Here is a 14,833-nt window from a genome sequence, read left to right on the forward strand (position 1 = left end):
ATGGCCGCGCTCTCGGCCCTGCTGCTCGCGCTCGCCGTCCCGTTCATCCCCGTCCCCCACATGGGCGTGGCGGTCGGCGCGCTGGCGCTGCGCGTGCGTCTCGCCGGCGCGGCGGAGGCCGAGCGCCTGTTCATCGCGGCGGTCAACCTGCTGGCCCTGCCGTTCGTCTGGGAAGCCGTTTTCCCCGGCCGTCGGGGTGTGGCGGCCCTCGCCCTGGCGGCCTTCCCCTGGCTGCTGCAGACCCTGGAGGGAAGCGTCCACCACGCGCTCCTCCCACCGACCATCCTCGGCCGCAACCCCACGCCGCGGCTCGCGGCGCTGGCCGCCGCCTTTGCCGCCGCCGCGGCCGCCGCCGGCACGCTCGGGCACGATGTGCTGGCCCTGGCCGCGGCGGGCACGCTCGGGCTCCTCATGGCCGTAGCGGCGACCTCCCTCGCCCGACTGCGCCCCCACCTGCTCGCATTCGACGTCCCGTCGATCCGGGCGCTGGCCGGGCAGCCCGGCCGCTTCAGGACGGTCCTGAAGACCGAGCGCAGGGTTCTTGGTCATGTCCACATCGCGCCCCACGCACGGTGGGTGTACGCCGTGCCGTTGAAGACGACCGATCGGGACGTCGTTCTCGATGTGCGCGTCGTCCCGCCGCTGGCGGGATCCGGCGCGGTGGAGGCCCGCCTCATCTGGACCGATCCGTGGGGCCTGACGGGCGCGGCCTTCGACCGGCCGCTGGCGCAGCTGCGGGTGATCCCGCGCGCGGCGTACGCGGCGTGGCTGGCCCGACGCTACCTCGAGACGAGCCGCGCGACGGGGGCGTCCGCCGTGATGACTTCCGAGGCGCGCGCCGCGGGCACCCGGCGGGGACTCGACTACTACGGAGCGAGACACTACGAGGCGGGCGACACGCTGCGCGACATCCTGTGGAAGCAGACGGCCAGGCTCCTCCAGCTCGTCGTCAAAGACCGCCGCCACGATCTGGCGCAGGCCGCCGTCCTGGCCGTGCGGCTGGCCGGACGCGATGCGGACGAGGCGGACCGCCTGGCCTACTACCTGCTGATGGCCACGCTGACCCTGGCACAGGAAGGGATCCCGCTCGCCATCGCCGCCTACGGCCCGGACGGTCCGGCGGCCACCACCCCGCTGCTGGCTCCGCGGCCCGCCGTGCGGCAGGCCCTGCTTCTGGCCGAACAGGTCCACGTCGCTCCGCGCCCCCGACGGCTCCTCAGTCCCGCCGACCCGCGGCGGCTGCGGCGGGCCATTTCCCGGGTGCAGCAGGCCGATGGGGTTCCGGGGAGACGGCTCGCCGATGTCCTCGCCTTCGAGTACCGCGCGCACCGGCAGCGGGCGCACCACCATCCGGCGGTCCGGGCCCTGGCCGCGGTGCTGCCCCACCTGCAAAGTCCGGCCATCATCGTCGTCATCTCGGGCGTGGCGGACGACGCAGAGGTGCTGAACTTCGCGCTGGAGGGCCTGGCCGCGCGCGGGTTCCAGCGGATGGACCTGCTGGCCGTGTCCGGCTGAGTCCCGGATGAACCCGCTGGCTCACGCCCTGACGGGCGCGCTCATCGGACAGGTCGCGGCCTCTCCGACGCTGGGATTCCTGGGCGGCCTGGCCAGCCATCTCGTGCTGGACGCCATCCCGCACACGGAGGGCGAAACGTTCCGGGGAAGTTCTGCGACCTCGGTCGGCGTGGAGCATCTGGAAGCGGCCGTCGAGCTCGGCCTCGCCGTGGCCGGCCTGTGGTGGGTGGTCACGCGGTGCGCTTCGGCGCAGCCCTTCGCCCTCGCGCTGGGGGCGCTGGGTGGGATCGTGCCGGACCTCATCGATCAGCCGCTGAGGATGCTCCACAGGCCCCTCCTGCTCCACCGGATGGAGTGGCACCACACCCTCCCGCGGCATCGGGCGGGCGCGGGCATGCTCACACAGCTCGCCGCGGCCCTCCTGGCCGGCCTGGGGGTATGGCGGCTCTCCGGCTGCGGCTGGTAGACCACCGGCCGCCGGGGCCTTGGCCGCGCCTCGGGGGTCCAGGGCAAGCCCACATTGGTAAGGTGTCTTTCAGGGCGGGCTGCGACCCGATGACGACCGACGCGCTGGAAGTCCGGATGGCCCCGCCCTCATCCTGACCGCCATCTTGATCCCGCTGCTCATCGATCTCCGATTCTCAAGGGGGCACGTTCAGGCGGTAGTTGCGGAGGACGGCCGCCGTGTCGATCCCGGACCGCGGGATGTGCACCGGACCCTGGGCAGGCGGGCGACGACTGGGTATAGTGGTTGCGGCACAGCAATTGCGGCGGTCGCATCCGGGGGCGGGGGTGAAGAGCCGGCATGGCCGAGCGCAGCCGGGACTGGGCGGAACAGGCGCGGAGGGACCTGGAGAGCGCGCGCCTGCAGGCGGAGGGCGGGTTCTTCGAGTGGGCCTGCTTCGTCAGCCAGCAGGCGGCGGAGAAGGCGGTCAAGGCCGCCTATCAGAAGCTCGGCGGCGAGGCCTGGGGGCACGCCCTGGGGCCGCTGCTCGAGGGCCTGCGGGAGAAGGTGCCGGTCGCCGACGAGATCCTGGCCTGCGGGAGGTTGCTGGACCGCTTCTACATCCCCGCCCGATATCCGAACAGCTGGGACAGAGGCAGCCCCAAGGACTACTTCACCCGGGAGGATGCCGGGCATGCGCTCCGTTGTGCAGAGTCGATCCTACGGTTCTGTGAAGGTCTTCTGGCTCAACAGGGGTGAGGCGCTGACCCGGGTGAAGGAGGCCGCCGAGAGACTCCTCGCCGAGCGACGGGATGTCGCCGCCGTCTATCTGTTCGGCTCTCTGTCCGAGAACCGGGCCGTGCCGGGTAGCGACGCCGATCTCCTCATCCTCCTGGAGCGGAGTCAGCGGCGCTTCCTGGATCGTGCGGAAGAGTTCTCCCGCTATTTCTCGGGGATCGGCCTGCCGGTCGAGCTCTTCTGCTACACGCGCGAGGAGGCGGAGCGCACCTGGCTGGCCAGGGCGGCCATCGCCCGCGGCGTCCTCCTCGCGGGTCGCTGATCCCTCGCCGGAAGCTCGGCCGACGTTCCCCCGGAGGTTGACGAAACAGCTTGAGCGTTTCTGCCGGCCGGCCGACTTCCGTCGAATGCCCCGACCTGGTCGGAGCAGGCGGAGGCGATCCGTGGTAAGGTGTCCTTCAGGACGGCCTGCGACCCGATGACGACCGACGCGCTAGAAGTCCGGATGGCCCGGCTCGAGGGGGCCTACGAGCAGATCAACGAGCGCCTCGCGGGCGTGGAGCGCGGACTCGCGGCGCTCCGCTCCGAAGTTGCGGGCGGGATCTCGGGTCTCCGCTCGGAGCTGGAGGGCGAGATCGCGGGCCTCCGCTCGGAACTGAAGAGAGAGATGGGGGAGCTCCGCGTCACGATGACCGCGGGCTTCGAGGGGGCGCGCCGGCAGACGCAGACGCAGTTCTACTGGACGCTGACGTTCATCTTCGGCGCCGTCCTGGCGCCGCTGCTGCTCGAGGTCCTCCGCTGACTGCCCTCCGCTGACTGTCCTCCGCTAATTTTGGCCGCCTGAAGCCGCCGGCGGCGGCCCGCCCGGACCCCGAAGTCCGCGCCGCGACCGGCGGCGCCGGCGGCGCCTCCGCTTTCCCCCGGGTTGTCCCGCCGTCCCGGGGCCGGCTGCGGGTGAAGGCACCTCGGGGCGGCGGCCGGCGGGGCGCGGGGCGGCGGGACCTGAGACGGCCTCGCCGTTTCGCGCGGCGGCCGCCGCCGGCTTCGGCGCGGAGGGCGCCGCTGCTTCCGCCTCCGCGCTCTCGGCTTCCCCGGCCTCGGTTTCCTCGCCCTCGGCTTCTCTGGCCGCGGCGCCGTCGGCGGTCTTCCGCGCGACCGCGCGCGGGAGGTCGCGCTCGGCGGTGAGCTTGAACTTCTCCAGGCTGCGCTCGACGAAGGAGTGCAGCACCAGGCGCGCCGCCTCTTCGGAGATCAGCGGGATGCCGACGTCGGCCTCCACCGTCAGGATGACCTCGGTGTCGCCCTCGATGGGCTTGAACTGGTACTGGCCGCGGAAGGCCTTGAGGTTGCCCCGGAACTGGCGGAAGTCGATGCGGTTCGGGGGATGGAGGGTCGCCCGCTGCACCGACTCCACGGGCAGACCGGCGAAGTAGCCGCCGTAGCGCACGGTGAGGGTGTTGTTCTTCCTCTCCACCGCCTCCGCCGTCAGCCACAGGCCGGTGACGCGGGGCAGCGCCTCCAGGCGGCTGACCAGCTGGAACACCTTCTGCACCGGCGCGCGGATGATGCGCCGCCCTTCGACCTTGACCGGCACCGCTACGCCCTCGCCCCCTCCCGCGCCCCGAGCAGTTCGCCGCGCACCAGGCGGGTGCCCTCGACCATCGCCCGCAGCTTGCCCACCGTCTCCTCGATCGTCCGGGTCTTCAGGCCGCAGTCCGGGGAGACGTAGATCTGCGGGGCGGGGATGACCCGCAGGGCGCGGCGGATCCCGTCGGCCACCTCCTCCGGCGTCTCCACGCGGTGGCTGTGGGCGTCCACCACGCCCAGGCCGATGTCTTTGGTGAAGGGGACGGTGGCGAAGGTCTCCAGCAGGGCGAACTCCTCGTTCTTCAGGGCCAGGTCCAGCTGGTTGACCGCCAGGCGCAGCATCGCCGGGTAGATCTTGGGCACGTCCCCGTAGCAGATGTGGGTCACGGTGTAGGCGGAGACGCCGTCGGTGACGATCTCCATCGCCTCCCGGGCCAGCTCGAACTCCTCCTCCGGCCGGGTGTGGATCGCCGGCTCGTCGATCTGGATGTAGCGCGCCCCGGCGCGCTCCAGGTCCACCACCTCCTCGTGGATCGCCCGGGCCAGCTCCAGGACCAGGGCCCGGCGGGTGGGGTAGTATTCGTTGAACGACCACTCGGCGATGGTGTAGGGGCCGGTGAGCATCCCCTTCACCGGCCGGGGGGTGAGGGACTGGGCGTAGGTGAACCAGGAGACGGTGACCGGCGCCTTGCGGCCCACCGGGCCGACCACCACCGGCTTGGGGTAGTAGCGGTTCCCGTAGGAGCGCACCAGCCCGGCGATGGCGAAGCCTTCCAGTTCGTCCGCGAAGTAGGCGACCATGTCCCCGCGGTACTGCTCGCCGTCCACCAGCAGGTCCAGCCCCACCTCTTCCTGGATCCGGATCCACTCCGCGGTGGCCCGGCGTTCGAGGGCGGCCAGTTCCTCTTTGGAGATCTGCCGGCGCAGGAACTTGCGCCGGGCCTCCAGCAGGTAGGCCGGCTTGGGATAACTGCCGACGGCGGTGGTGGGGAGCAGCGGGAGCGTCACGCCGGCACCCCTTTCCCGGCCCGGCGCGCGGCGGCGACACCCTCCGCCAGGGCCGCCAGCTTGCGGCGCGCCACGCCGCGGGGCAGGAACTCCAGCCCGGCGCTGGGCGCCACCATCAGCCGCTCCGGCGGGACGATGCGGGTGAGGCGTTCGACCGCGGCCACGATCTCCTCCGCCGTCTCCAGTCGGGTGTTGCGCGCGTCGAGGATCCCGGCCATCAGCCCCTTGGTGAACGGCGCGGTCTCCAGGAGGTCCCAGTTCCGGTGGCCGGCGACGAAGTCCAGTCCCAGCACGGCGAAGGGCAGCTCCAGCATCTGCGGGTAGAGCCCGCCGACATCCCCGAAGTAAGTGGCCAGCACCAGGGTGCCCTGCACCCCGTCGGTCAGCACCCCCATCGCCTCGGCGAAGACGGGGTAGTCCGGCCTGCGCCGCAGCAGCGCGGGTTCGTCCACCTGAATCACCTCCGCGCCGGCTGCGGCCAGGGCCCGGAGCTCGGCGTTCAGGGCCCGGGCCAGCGCCAGGACCAGATCCCGGAAGGTCGGGTAGTAGGTGTTCCGGCTCAGCGCGGCCAGCGTGAAGGGCCCCGTCACCACGGGTTTGACCGGCCGGGGGCTGTGGGCGCGGGCGAAGGTGTAGTCGGCGACGGTGATGGGCGCCTCCCAGACGACCTCCCCCTCCACCACGGGCTCCCGGAAGTAGACGTTGGTGTCGAAGTAGCGCTGCAGCCCGTTGATGCTGAAGCCCCGCAGCCGCCGGGCGAAGGGGGTCTGGCCGTCCTCCCAGCGGATCTGGCCGTCGGTGATGAGGTCGATGCCGGCCTCCACCTGCTCGCGGATGACCTCCAGGGTGACCTCGTCCTCCACGGCCCGCAGCGCGGCCTCGTCGATCTGCCCTTTCTGGAACTTCTCCACCGCGCTGCGCCACCTGCCGGGGGCGGGGAGGTCGGGGATCTTGGGATAGTTGCCGATGACCGTGGTGATCACTGCATCCTCCGGGAACGGAATTACCGCCCGTCGCCGACCGACGAGCGGTGGTTGGAGCGGTGACTCTTTGCCATCTTCACCAGTTCGATGACCGTATCATAGCGTCCGAAGGAGGGGATGAGGTAGATCCCGGCGACGCGCCCCGCCAGGGCCCGGATCAGTTCCTCCGCCATGCGCAGCCCTTCCTCCCGCCCGTCGGCCGCGGCGCGCAGGCGGGCGCGCACCGCCTCGGGGACCACCAACCCCGGCACCTCGTTGTGCAGGAACTCGGCGTGGCGGCTGCTGACCAGGGGGAGCACGCCGACCAGCACGGGCAGCGGGATGCGGCCGCCGATCCGCTCGAAGCGGTCCAGGGCCTCCGGCTCGTAGACCGGCATCGTGCAGATGAAGTCCGCGCCGGCGCGGACCTTGCGGTCGAGGATGCGCGCCTCGCGGTCCAGGTCGGCGGCGGAGAGGTTGAGGGCCACGCCCACCGAGAACGCGGTGGGCGTCCCGATGGCGTTGCCGGCCACGTCGCGGCCGCGGTTGAACTCCTTGATGAGCTTCACCAGCCCCGAGGGAGTGACGTCGCTGACGGCGGTGGCGTTGGGGTAGTCGCCGATCTGCGGCGGATCGCCCCGCAGCACCAGCACGTTGCGGATTCCCAGGGCGTGGACGGCCAGCAGGTCGGACTGCAGCCGCACCAGGTTGCGGTCGCGGGTGGTGAAGTGCAGGATCGTCTCCAGCCCCACCTCGGACTGGATGCGCGAGGACATCGCCCAGGGGCTCATCCGCAGCCGGGCCATGGGGTTGTCGGCGATGTCCACGGCGTCCGCGCCGGCCTCGCGCAGCCGGCGGCAGGCCTCGATCTCCCGGTGGTCGTGCACGCCCCGCGGGGGATGGACCTCCACGGTGACGACGAAGGTGCGCCCCAGCTTCTGCCCCAGGGCGCTGGGCGTCCCGGGCGGGGCGGCCACGGGCTCCGGCTCCACGACCGGGGCGCCGAGGGCCCACCGCGATCCGGTCTTCGCCTCGCTGGATACCTGCGGGTGCTGCAGGGCGTCGCGCATCCGGGCGATGTGCTCCGGCGTCGTCCCGCAGCAGCCGCCGACGATCCGCACCCCCAGCGCGACCAGGCGCACGGCGTGGGCGGCCATATACTCCGGCGTGGAGACGTAGATGTAGCGGCCGCCCACGTAGGAGGGGAAGCCGGCGTTGGGCATCGCCGAGAGGTACGCCGAGCGGACTGCGGCGGCCATCTGCTCCATCACTTCCAGCACGCCCTGGGGACCCACGCTGCAGTTGGCGCCGACCACTTCTGCGCCGGCCCGCTCCAGGGCCTGGACGATCTCCCGCGGTCCGTGCCCCAGCAGCGTCCGGCCGTCCTGGGTGAAGGTCATCTGCGCGATGATCGGCACCCCGGCCGCCTCGCGCGCGCCGCGCAGGGCCTCCAGCAGTTCGGCCAGGTCGGTGAACGTCTCCAGGATGAGCACGTCGGCCCCGCCGGCCACCAGCGCCCGCGCCTGCTCGCCGTAGGCCTCCCGGACCTCTTCGGGGGAGACCGTCCCCAGCGGCGCCATCGGCCGGCCGATCGGCCCCATCGATCCCGCGACGAAGACCCGGCGGCCGACGGCGGCGGCGGCGTCCCGGGCCAGCGCGGCGCCCGCCCGGTTGATCTCCTCCAGCCGGTCGGCCAGCCCGTGGCCGGCCAGCTTGAACCGGTTGGCGCCGAAGGTGTTGGTCTCGATCAGCTCGGCGCCGCTGGCCAGGTAGTCGAGGTGGATGCCGCGCACCAGCTCCGGGGCGGTCAGGTTCAGCTCGTCGAAGCACTGGTCGAAGGGGACGCCGCGGGCGTACAGCTGCGTCCCCATGGCCCCGTCGGCCAGCAGGACCCCCTGGTTCAGCCGGACGAGAAAGGCGTGCACGTCTCCCCCCACCATGCGGCGGTAACTGCCAGAGTACTCCACCGGGGGGCGTTTCGCAATGCGCCGCGGGGTAGATTCTACTCCGCCAGAAGGGATTTGGCGATGATGATGCGCTGGATCTCCGAGGTGCCCTCGCCGATCTCGGTGAGCTTGACGTCGCGCAGGTAGCGCTCTACGGGGTAGTCTTTGATGTACCCGTAGCCGCCGTGGATCTGCACCGCCCGGTTCGCGGCGCGGCTGGCCGCCTCGCTGGCGTACAGCTTGGCCATCGAGGACGCGGCGCGGATCGGCTCCCCCAGGTCGGCCAGCTGCGCGGCGCGCAGCACCAGCAGCCAGGCGGCGTCCAGCTCCGTGGCCGTGTCGGCGATCATGAACTGGATGGCCTGGTGCTCGGCCAGCGTCATCCCGAAGGCTTTGCGCTGCCCGGCGTAGGCGATGCTGTCGTCCAGGGCCGCCCGGCCCAGCCCCACGGCCATGGCCCCGATCCCGATGCGGCCGCGCTCCAGGACCGCCATCGCCTGCCGGTAGCCCTGCCCCTCCCCGCCGATCAGGTTGCCGGCGGGGACCTCGCAGTCCAAAAATGTGACCTCCGCGGTGTCGCTGGCCCGCAGGCCGAGTTTGTCCTCCTTCTTCCCCACGCGCAGCCCCGGCGCGCCGCGCTCCACGATGAAGGCCGAGATCCCCCGCCGCCCCGCGGCCGGATCGGTCTTGGCCAGCACGACGTAGACGCCGGCCACGCTGCCCTGCGTGACGAACACCTTGGTCCCGTTCAGCACCCAGACGTCGCCGGCGCGCACGGCCCGGGTGGTGATCGCCGCCGCATCGCTGCCGGCGCCGGGTTCGGTGAGGCACCAGGCGCCCAGGCTCCGGCCGGAGGCCAGTTCGGGCAGGTAGCGCGCCTTCTGCTCCGGGCTGCCGAAGAGGTGGATGTGGCCGGCGCACAGCGAGTTGTGGGAGGCCACGGTGAGGCCGATGGAGCCGTCCCCCCAGGAGACCGCCTCCACGGCCAGCGCCGCGCCCACCATCCCCAGTTCCGCCCCGCCGTAGGACTGCGGGATGGTCAGCCCCAGCAGCCCCAGGGCGGCCAGTTTGGGGACCACGTCGATGGGAAAGCGGCCTTCCTGGTCCCAGCGGCGGGCGTGGGGGCGCAGCTCCTGCAGGGCGAACTCGCGCACCGTCCGGTGCAGCAGGGCCTGCTCCTCCGACAGATCGAAGCGCATGCGCCGGCCTCCTCCTCACAGGACCGTCAGGGGCTCCCGGTCCGAGATCACCCCCTGCTCGCCGGCGATGAGCCGGCGCAGCGGCGCGGGCAGGGACATCACCCGCCGGTGCGTCTCGCCGTCGTAGAACCGCAGCCGCAGGCCGCGCTGCGCCAGCCGCCGGTCCACCTCGGCGGCGGAGAGGTCGTCCCAGACCGGCCGCCGGGCGCCGGCGACGAAGGCCCAGGGGTAGTCGAAGGAGAGGATGTACTCGCAGTAGGAGCGCGTGTGGGGGAAGACCTGGCGCACCGTGTGGTGGATCATCGCGTGCAGCCGGTCGCCGGCGTCGTAGTGCACACCGATGGCCTGGGTGACGAACAGGCCTTCCGGCGCCAGCACCCGCGCCACGGCCTGGTAGAACTCCCGGGTGAAGAGCAGCTTGCTCGGCCCGCCCTCGATGGGGTCGGTGACGTCGTTGATCACCACGTCGAACCGCTCCTTCGTCTCCTCGACGAAGGCGCGGGCGTCGCCGTAACGCAGGCGCACCCGCGGGTCGTCGAAGGCGCCGGCGTGCCAGCCCGGCAGGTGCTCCCGGCACAGCGCCACCAGCTCCTCGTCGATGTCCACCATCACGACCTGCTCGATCGTGGGGTGGCGCAGGATCTCGCGCAGCGGCGCGCCCTCGCCGCCGCCGCAGACCAGCACGCGCCGCGGCGCCGGATGGGCCACCAGGACCGGGTGCACCAGCAGCTCGTGGTAGATGTACTCGTCCACCTCGGCCGACTGGATCTTCCCGTCCACGATCAGGCAGCGCCCCAGGTGCTCGAGCTGCTGGACGACGACCTCCTGATAGCGGGTGCGGGCGCGGGCCACGACGGGGCCGGAGCGGTGCGCGTGCACCTCAGCCGGCGTGTACCGATCGTAGAACCAGATGCCCTTCAGCGGAAACTCGGCGGGCCGGGCGTCGAACTCGGGCACGGCGGGACCTCCCTGTCTCGGGTTCCCCCGCCGGGCGGCGTTATCCTTTCACCACGCCGATGGGCCGGGTGCGCACCACGCGGCGGCTGATGCCCGCGGCGTGGCAGACGGCGACCACGTCGGCGACGTCCTTGTAGGCCGCGGAGGCCTCCTCCGCCAGCAGCCCGCGGTCCTGGGCCCGCACCAGGATCCCGCGGCGCCGCAGCTCGTCGGCGATGTCGCGGCCGGCCAGGGTGCGGACGGCCTGCTTGCGCCCCATCACCCGGCCTGCGCCGTGACAGGTGGAGCCGAAGGACTCCCGCATCGCCTGCGCGGTGCCCACCGCGACGAAGGAGTAGCGGCCCATATCCCCGGGGATGAGCACGGGCTGGCCGATCTGGCGGTAGCGCGCGGGCACGTCGGGGTGGCCCGGCGGAAAGGCCCGCGTCGCGCCCTTGCGGTGCACCACCAGTCGGCGCTCGACGCCGTCCACCGTGTAGGGTTCGACCTTGGCGATGTTGTGCGAGACGTCGTAGACCAGCGACATGCCCAGGGCTTCGGGGCTGCGGCGGAAGACGGCGGCGAACGCCTCCCGGGTCCAGTGGGTGATCAGCTGGCGGTTGGCCCAGGCAAAGTTCGCGGCCGCGCACATGGCGGCGAAGTAGCGCGCCCCCTCCTCGGAGGTGAAGGGCATGCAGGCCAGCTGGCGGTCCACCAGCTGGATGCCGTGCTGGCGGGCGGAGCGCTCGGCGACGCGCAGGTAGTCGGTGCAGACCTGGTGGCCCAGCCCGCGCGACCCGCAGTGCACGAAGACCACCACCTGGCCGGGCGCCCCCAGGCCCATCGTCTCCGCCGCCTCCGGGTCGTACACCTCGTCCACGACCTGGATTTCGAGGAAGTGGTTGCCCGAGCCCAGGGTGCCGACCTGGCCGCGGCCGCGCTGCTTGGCCTGCGGGCTCACGGCGTCGGGATCAGCCTCCGGCAGGGCCCCGCCGCCTTCGATCGCCTCCAGGTCCTCCTCCCACCCGTAGCCCTGGCTCACGGCCCACCGGGCGCCGCCTTTCAGCGCCGCGTCGATGGCGCGCGTGTCCAGCTTCACCCGCCCCGTGGCGCCGACGCCGGAGGGCACGGCGGCAAAGAGCGCGTCGACCAGCTGCTGCAGCTGCGGCCGGACGGCCTCCTCGTCCAGGTTCGTGCGGATGACCCGGACCCCGCAGGAGATGTCGTAACCCACCCCGCCGGGACTGATCACGCCCTCCTGGGGGTCGAAGGCCGCGACCCCGCCGACGGGGAACCCGTAGCCCCAGTGGATGTCGGGCATGGCCAGGGAGGCGCCCACGATGCCCGGCAGCGTGGCGACGTTCGCCACCTGCTCCAGGGCCTGCTCCTCCGCGATCTGGGCCAGCATGCGCTCGTCGGCGTAGACCAGGCCGGGGACCCGCATGCCCCGCTTGTAGGACGGCGGGATCTCCCAGCGGTAGTCGTCGATCTTCTTCAGGATGTGGGTCCAGGGGGTGCTCATGCGCGCACCTCCGAGACGAGTGTACAGCAAGACGGGCCCTCCGGAAGAAGGCCCTCCGGCCTGCGGAGCGCCCTGTTTCCGTCCGGGAGATTCAGTCCGGGAGATCCGGCCCCGGAGATTCGCCTCGGGAGATTCGGCTCGGGAGTGTGGGCCCCGGAGGTGCGGGCCGGGAGGATCGGAACGGGAGGTTCGCGCCGGGAGGTGCGGACCGGGAGGTGCGAACCGGAGACTGCGGAAGGTCTAGAAGGGCATCGCCTCGACGCCCTTGATCTCGGGCACCGCGTCTCTGATCAACCGCTCCACGCCGGCCTGCAAGGTCATCATGGAGTGCATGCACCCCACGCAGGCTCCCGCCAGGCGGATCTGCACGATGCCGCCGACGATGTCCACCAGTTCGATGTCCCCGCCGTCACCCTGGATGTAGGGCCGGATCATCTCCAGGACCTGCTCCACCTTGCCGCGCAGTTCGGCGTCCGCGCGCTCCACCTGGGTCGTCATGTCGTCGCTCCTTCCTCCGATGCGGCGCCGGATGCCTCCGCTGCGGCGTCGGGCTCGCACCCGCACTCCTGGGGCTGGCCGCGGTCGTGGCGCGTGTGGAAGGAGTGGCCGCAGCCGCAGGTGGCGACGGCGTTGGGGTTGCGCACCGTGAATCCTTCGCCCATCTGGGAGGTGATGTAATCGATCTGCGCGCCGCGCAGGTAGGGACCGGAGGCGGAGTCCACCAGCAGGCGGACGTCCCCCTGCTCGATCACCGTGTCGTCGGGATGCCGCTCGGGGTCGAAGGCCATCCCGTAGGTGAAGCCCTCGCACCCGCCGGGCGCAACGAACAGCCGCAGATACAGATCCGGCTGCTCCTGGTTGGCCAGCAGTTCCCTCAGCTTGGCGACGGCCGCAGCGCTGATCGTAATCATCGTAGCTTCCATTCTATGGATTGCTGAGCAACCCTGTCAACAAAGCGCGCCGGCCGACGGGCTCCGGAAGAGCTGGGCGGGCGGACCGGGCTCGGCGGGCGGACCGGGATCGGCGCACCGCCCACGCTCGGCAGGGTCCCGGGCTCGCTACGCCTCCCGAGCTCGACAGGCAGCCTGCGCCCGGCAGGGGGACTGCGGTCGGCAGGCGGACTGCGCTCGGCAGGCGGACTGCGCTCGGCAGGCGGACTGCCCTAACCATCCGAGCCGCGCTCGTACGCCGACTGGGCTCACCAAGAGGGCGGTGTTTGAAACTCGTGCCAGCCAAAGTTCGGTACAACATTCAGGCCAGGATGGGCGCAGCTCCCATATCTGGTGTTCGGTCATCCGCCATGCGCTGCTGAGTTGCGCTCCTGACTGACCGGATTGGCCTCATCGGACCATCGAACACCACTTGAAAGGCCCGGATCACGTTGTGGTATAACAGGCGACGACCGCACATTCATCACCCGCATCGACCGCACATCGACCACACCCCGACCACACCCAGACTACACACCACACCCCGACCGCACCCAGACCACACACCGACCGCGCCCTGCGCGACCGCGATCCGCCGCACTGCTCGGCACCCCGTGGATGCCCGGCTCCCGAGTCCCTCAGGCATCCCGGGAGAAAGGAGGCACGCATGAGTGCACACACCGATGTCCAACGATCGCTCGGTGATGTCCCCAGACCGTTCGGTTCGGAGGCGCTGGCCAGCATCGGGCGGCTCTCCGACGGCGAACTGCTCGCCCGGGTGCGGGATCTGGCTCAACGCGAACGGGAAGGCACCGCCGCCCTCATCGCCCACCTGGCTGTCCTGGACCGGCGCCGACTCTACCTTCGGGAAGGCTACTCCTCGCTCTTCACGTACTGCACGCGGGCCCTCCACTTCTCGGAGAGCGCCGCCTACTGGCGGATCGAGGCAGCCCGGGCGGCGCAGAAGTTCCCCCTCGTCCTGGACCGGCTGGCCGACGGCTCCGTGCACCTCACGGCGGTGGTTCTGCTCGCGCCGCACCTCACCCCGGCCAACCACCGGGAGCTCCTGACGGCCGCCGTGCACAAGACCAAACGCGAGGTGGACGAACTGATCGCGGCCCTGCGCCCCAGGCCGCCCGTGCCGTCGGCCATCCGCAGGCTGCCGGGGGTGTCCCTGCCGTCTCCATCGCAGGCCGCCTCCCGGTTCGCCGGGGAGTTACCGGTCGCCCCGCCGCCCGGCGCGCCGATACCGGACGCGTCGCCGGCCGACCTCGCACGATCGGACCCCACGCCGCCCGACACAACCCCGACCGTCGCCGCCCCGCCCGACGCCACCCCGCCCGACGTAACGTCGCCCGATGTAACGTCGCCCGACGCGCCGACCGGCCCGGCCGACACCGTCCGCCTGCGAATGGGAAGGGTTGAACCGCTGGCTCCGCGATGCTATAAGGTCCAGTTCACGGCGAGCGAGGAGCTGTGCGCGAAGCTCCGTCGGGCGCAGGAGATGCTTCGTCATCAGATCCCGGACGGGGATCTGGCGCAGCTCATCGATCGGGCGGTCACCCTGCTGCTCGAGCGGCTGGCCGCACAGAAATACGGAGTGACTCAAGGCGGAGCGAAGGACCGCGATACCGGTTCGGGCGGACGGCGCGCCGGCGCCAACTCGCGCTACATCCCCGCCGCCGTCAGACGGGCGGTGTACGAGCGTGATGAAGGACGGTGCGCCTTCGTCTCGGCCAGCGGGCGCCGCTGCGGCGAGCGCGCCTTCTTGGAGTTCCACCATGTCGTGCCGTACAGCCTGGGAGGTGAGGCGACGGTCGAGAACATCCAGTTGCGTTGCAGGGCCCACAACGGTTTCGAGGCGGAACGGTGCTTCGGGCGTCGTCCGCCACCGGGCGGGCGGACCTGAGACCGGACATGAGACCGGACCTGCGGGTGGTGTTCCGCGCGGACGCCCGCCGTGCTGTCGGCGCCGGTCCGGCTGTCGGGCCCTGTCCGGCTGTCGGGCCCTGTCCGGCTGTCGGCGCCGGTCCGGTTACCCGCGCC

Annotated in this window: 15 protein-coding genes; 6 read left to right on the top strand and 9 right to left on the bottom strand. The window is 71.8% G+C overall.

The window, feature by feature from the left end; all coding sequences use genetic code 11:
- The 5 genes from QN141_08510 to QN141_08530 form a co-directional block, all read left to right on the top strand.
- The coding region (locus tag QN141_08510; GenBank protein MDR7558517.1) for a DUF58 domain-containing protein at positions 1 to 1,515 on the top strand (1,515 nt) is incomplete at its 5' end.
- A 7-nt stretch (positions 1,516 to 1,522) separates the two neighbouring features.
- A complete protein-coding gene (locus QN141_08515) occupies positions 1,523 to 1,981 on the top strand; it encodes a hypothetical protein (protein MDR7558518.1) in 459 nt (152 codons plus the stop codon).
- Between the two features lie 339 nt (positions 1,982 to 2,320).
- Entirely contained in the window at positions 2,321 to 2,719 is a 399-nt protein-coding gene (locus tag QN141_08520) for a HEPN domain-containing protein (protein ID MDR7558519.1), read from the top strand.
- Between the two features lie 13 nt (positions 2,720 to 2,732).
- The gene (locus tag QN141_08525) at positions 2,733 to 3,020 is read left to right on the top strand and encodes a nucleotidyltransferase domain-containing protein (protein MDR7558520.1); all 288 of its coding nucleotides are present in this window, start codon (positions 2,733 to 2,735) and stop codon (positions 3,018 to 3,020) included.
- A gap of 129 nt (positions 3,021 to 3,149) precedes the next feature.
- The gene (locus QN141_08530) at positions 3,150 to 3,500 is read left to right on the top strand and encodes a hypothetical protein (protein ID MDR7558521.1); all 351 of its coding nucleotides are present in this window, start codon (positions 3,150 to 3,152) and stop codon (positions 3,498 to 3,500) included.
- A 24-nt stretch (positions 3,501 to 3,524) separates the two neighbouring features.
- Here the strand turns inward: QN141_08530 and QN141_08535 are convergent, their stop codons facing one another.
- From QN141_08535 to erpA, 9 genes are all read right to left on the bottom strand, one after another.
- The gene (locus QN141_08535; protein MDR7558522.1) at positions 3,525 to 4,292 is read right to left on the bottom strand and encodes an SRPBCC family protein; all 768 of its coding nucleotides are present in this window, start codon (positions 4,290 to 4,292) and stop codon (positions 3,525 to 3,527) included.
- 2 nt (positions 4,293 to 4,294) lie between these two features.
- The gene (locus QN141_08540) at positions 4,295 to 5,293 is read right to left on the bottom strand and encodes a methionine synthase (protein MDR7558523.1); all 999 of its coding nucleotides are present in this window, start codon (positions 5,291 to 5,293) and stop codon (positions 4,295 to 4,297) included.
- Positions 5,290 to 6,276, bottom strand: coding sequence for a methylcobamide--CoM methyltransferase (locus tag QN141_08545; protein ID MDR7558524.1), 987 nt, complete (start codon positions 6,274 to 6,276; stop codon positions 5,290 to 5,292). The genes QN141_08540 and QN141_08545 overlap by 4 nt, the downstream gene beginning before the upstream one ends.
- A gap of 20 nt (positions 6,277 to 6,296) precedes the next feature.
- Positions 6,297 to 8,222, bottom strand: a complete 1,926-nt coding sequence (locus QN141_08550; GenBank protein MDR7558525.1) for a bifunctional homocysteine S-methyltransferase/methylenetetrahydrofolate reductase — start codon at positions 8,220 to 8,222, stop codon at positions 6,297 to 6,299.
- Positions 8,223 to 8,257: 35 nt separating this feature from the next.
- Complete coding sequence (locus QN141_08555) at positions 8,258 to 9,400, bottom strand: acyl-CoA dehydrogenase family protein (GenBank protein ID MDR7558526.1); 1,143 nt, start codon at positions 9,398 to 9,400, stop codon at positions 8,258 to 8,260.
- Between the two features lie 15 nt (positions 9,401 to 9,415).
- Positions 9,416 to 10,357, bottom strand: a complete 942-nt coding sequence (locus QN141_08560) for a fused MFS/spermidine synthase (GenBank protein ID MDR7558527.1) — start codon at positions 10,355 to 10,357, stop codon at positions 9,416 to 9,418.
- A 40-nt stretch (positions 10,358 to 10,397) separates the two neighbouring features.
- Positions 10,398 to 11,858, bottom strand: a complete 1,461-nt coding sequence (locus tag QN141_08565) for an RtcB family protein (protein MDR7558528.1) — start codon at positions 11,856 to 11,858, stop codon at positions 10,398 to 10,400.
- Between the two features lie 240 nt (positions 11,859 to 12,098).
- The gene (locus QN141_08570; protein MDR7558529.1) at positions 12,099 to 12,323 is read right to left on the bottom strand and encodes a NifU family protein; all 225 of its coding nucleotides are present in this window, start codon (positions 12,321 to 12,323) and stop codon (positions 12,099 to 12,101) included.
- 29 nt (positions 12,324 to 12,352) lie between these two features.
- Positions 12,353 to 12,769, bottom strand: coding sequence for an iron-sulfur cluster insertion protein ErpA (gene erpA, locus QN141_08575; GenBank protein ID MDR7558530.1), 417 nt, complete (start codon positions 12,767 to 12,769; stop codon positions 12,353 to 12,355).
- 685 nt (positions 12,770 to 13,454) lie between these two features.
- On the opposite strand from erpA, the gene QN141_08580 reads away from it, so the two are divergent.
- Positions 13,455 to 14,696 (top strand): HNH endonuclease, encoded by a 1,242-nt coding sequence (locus tag QN141_08580; protein MDR7558531.1) that lies wholly within the window; start codon positions 13,455 to 13,457, stop codon positions 14,694 to 14,696.
- The last annotated feature ends 137 nt before the right edge of the window (positions 14,697 to 14,833 follow it).

Source organism: Armatimonadota bacterium, from assembly GCA_031459765.1.
GTDB classification, from domain to species: Bacteria; Sysuimicrobiota; Sysuimicrobiia; order Sysuimicrobiales; family Kaftiobacteriaceae; genus Kaftiobacterium; species Kaftiobacterium secundum.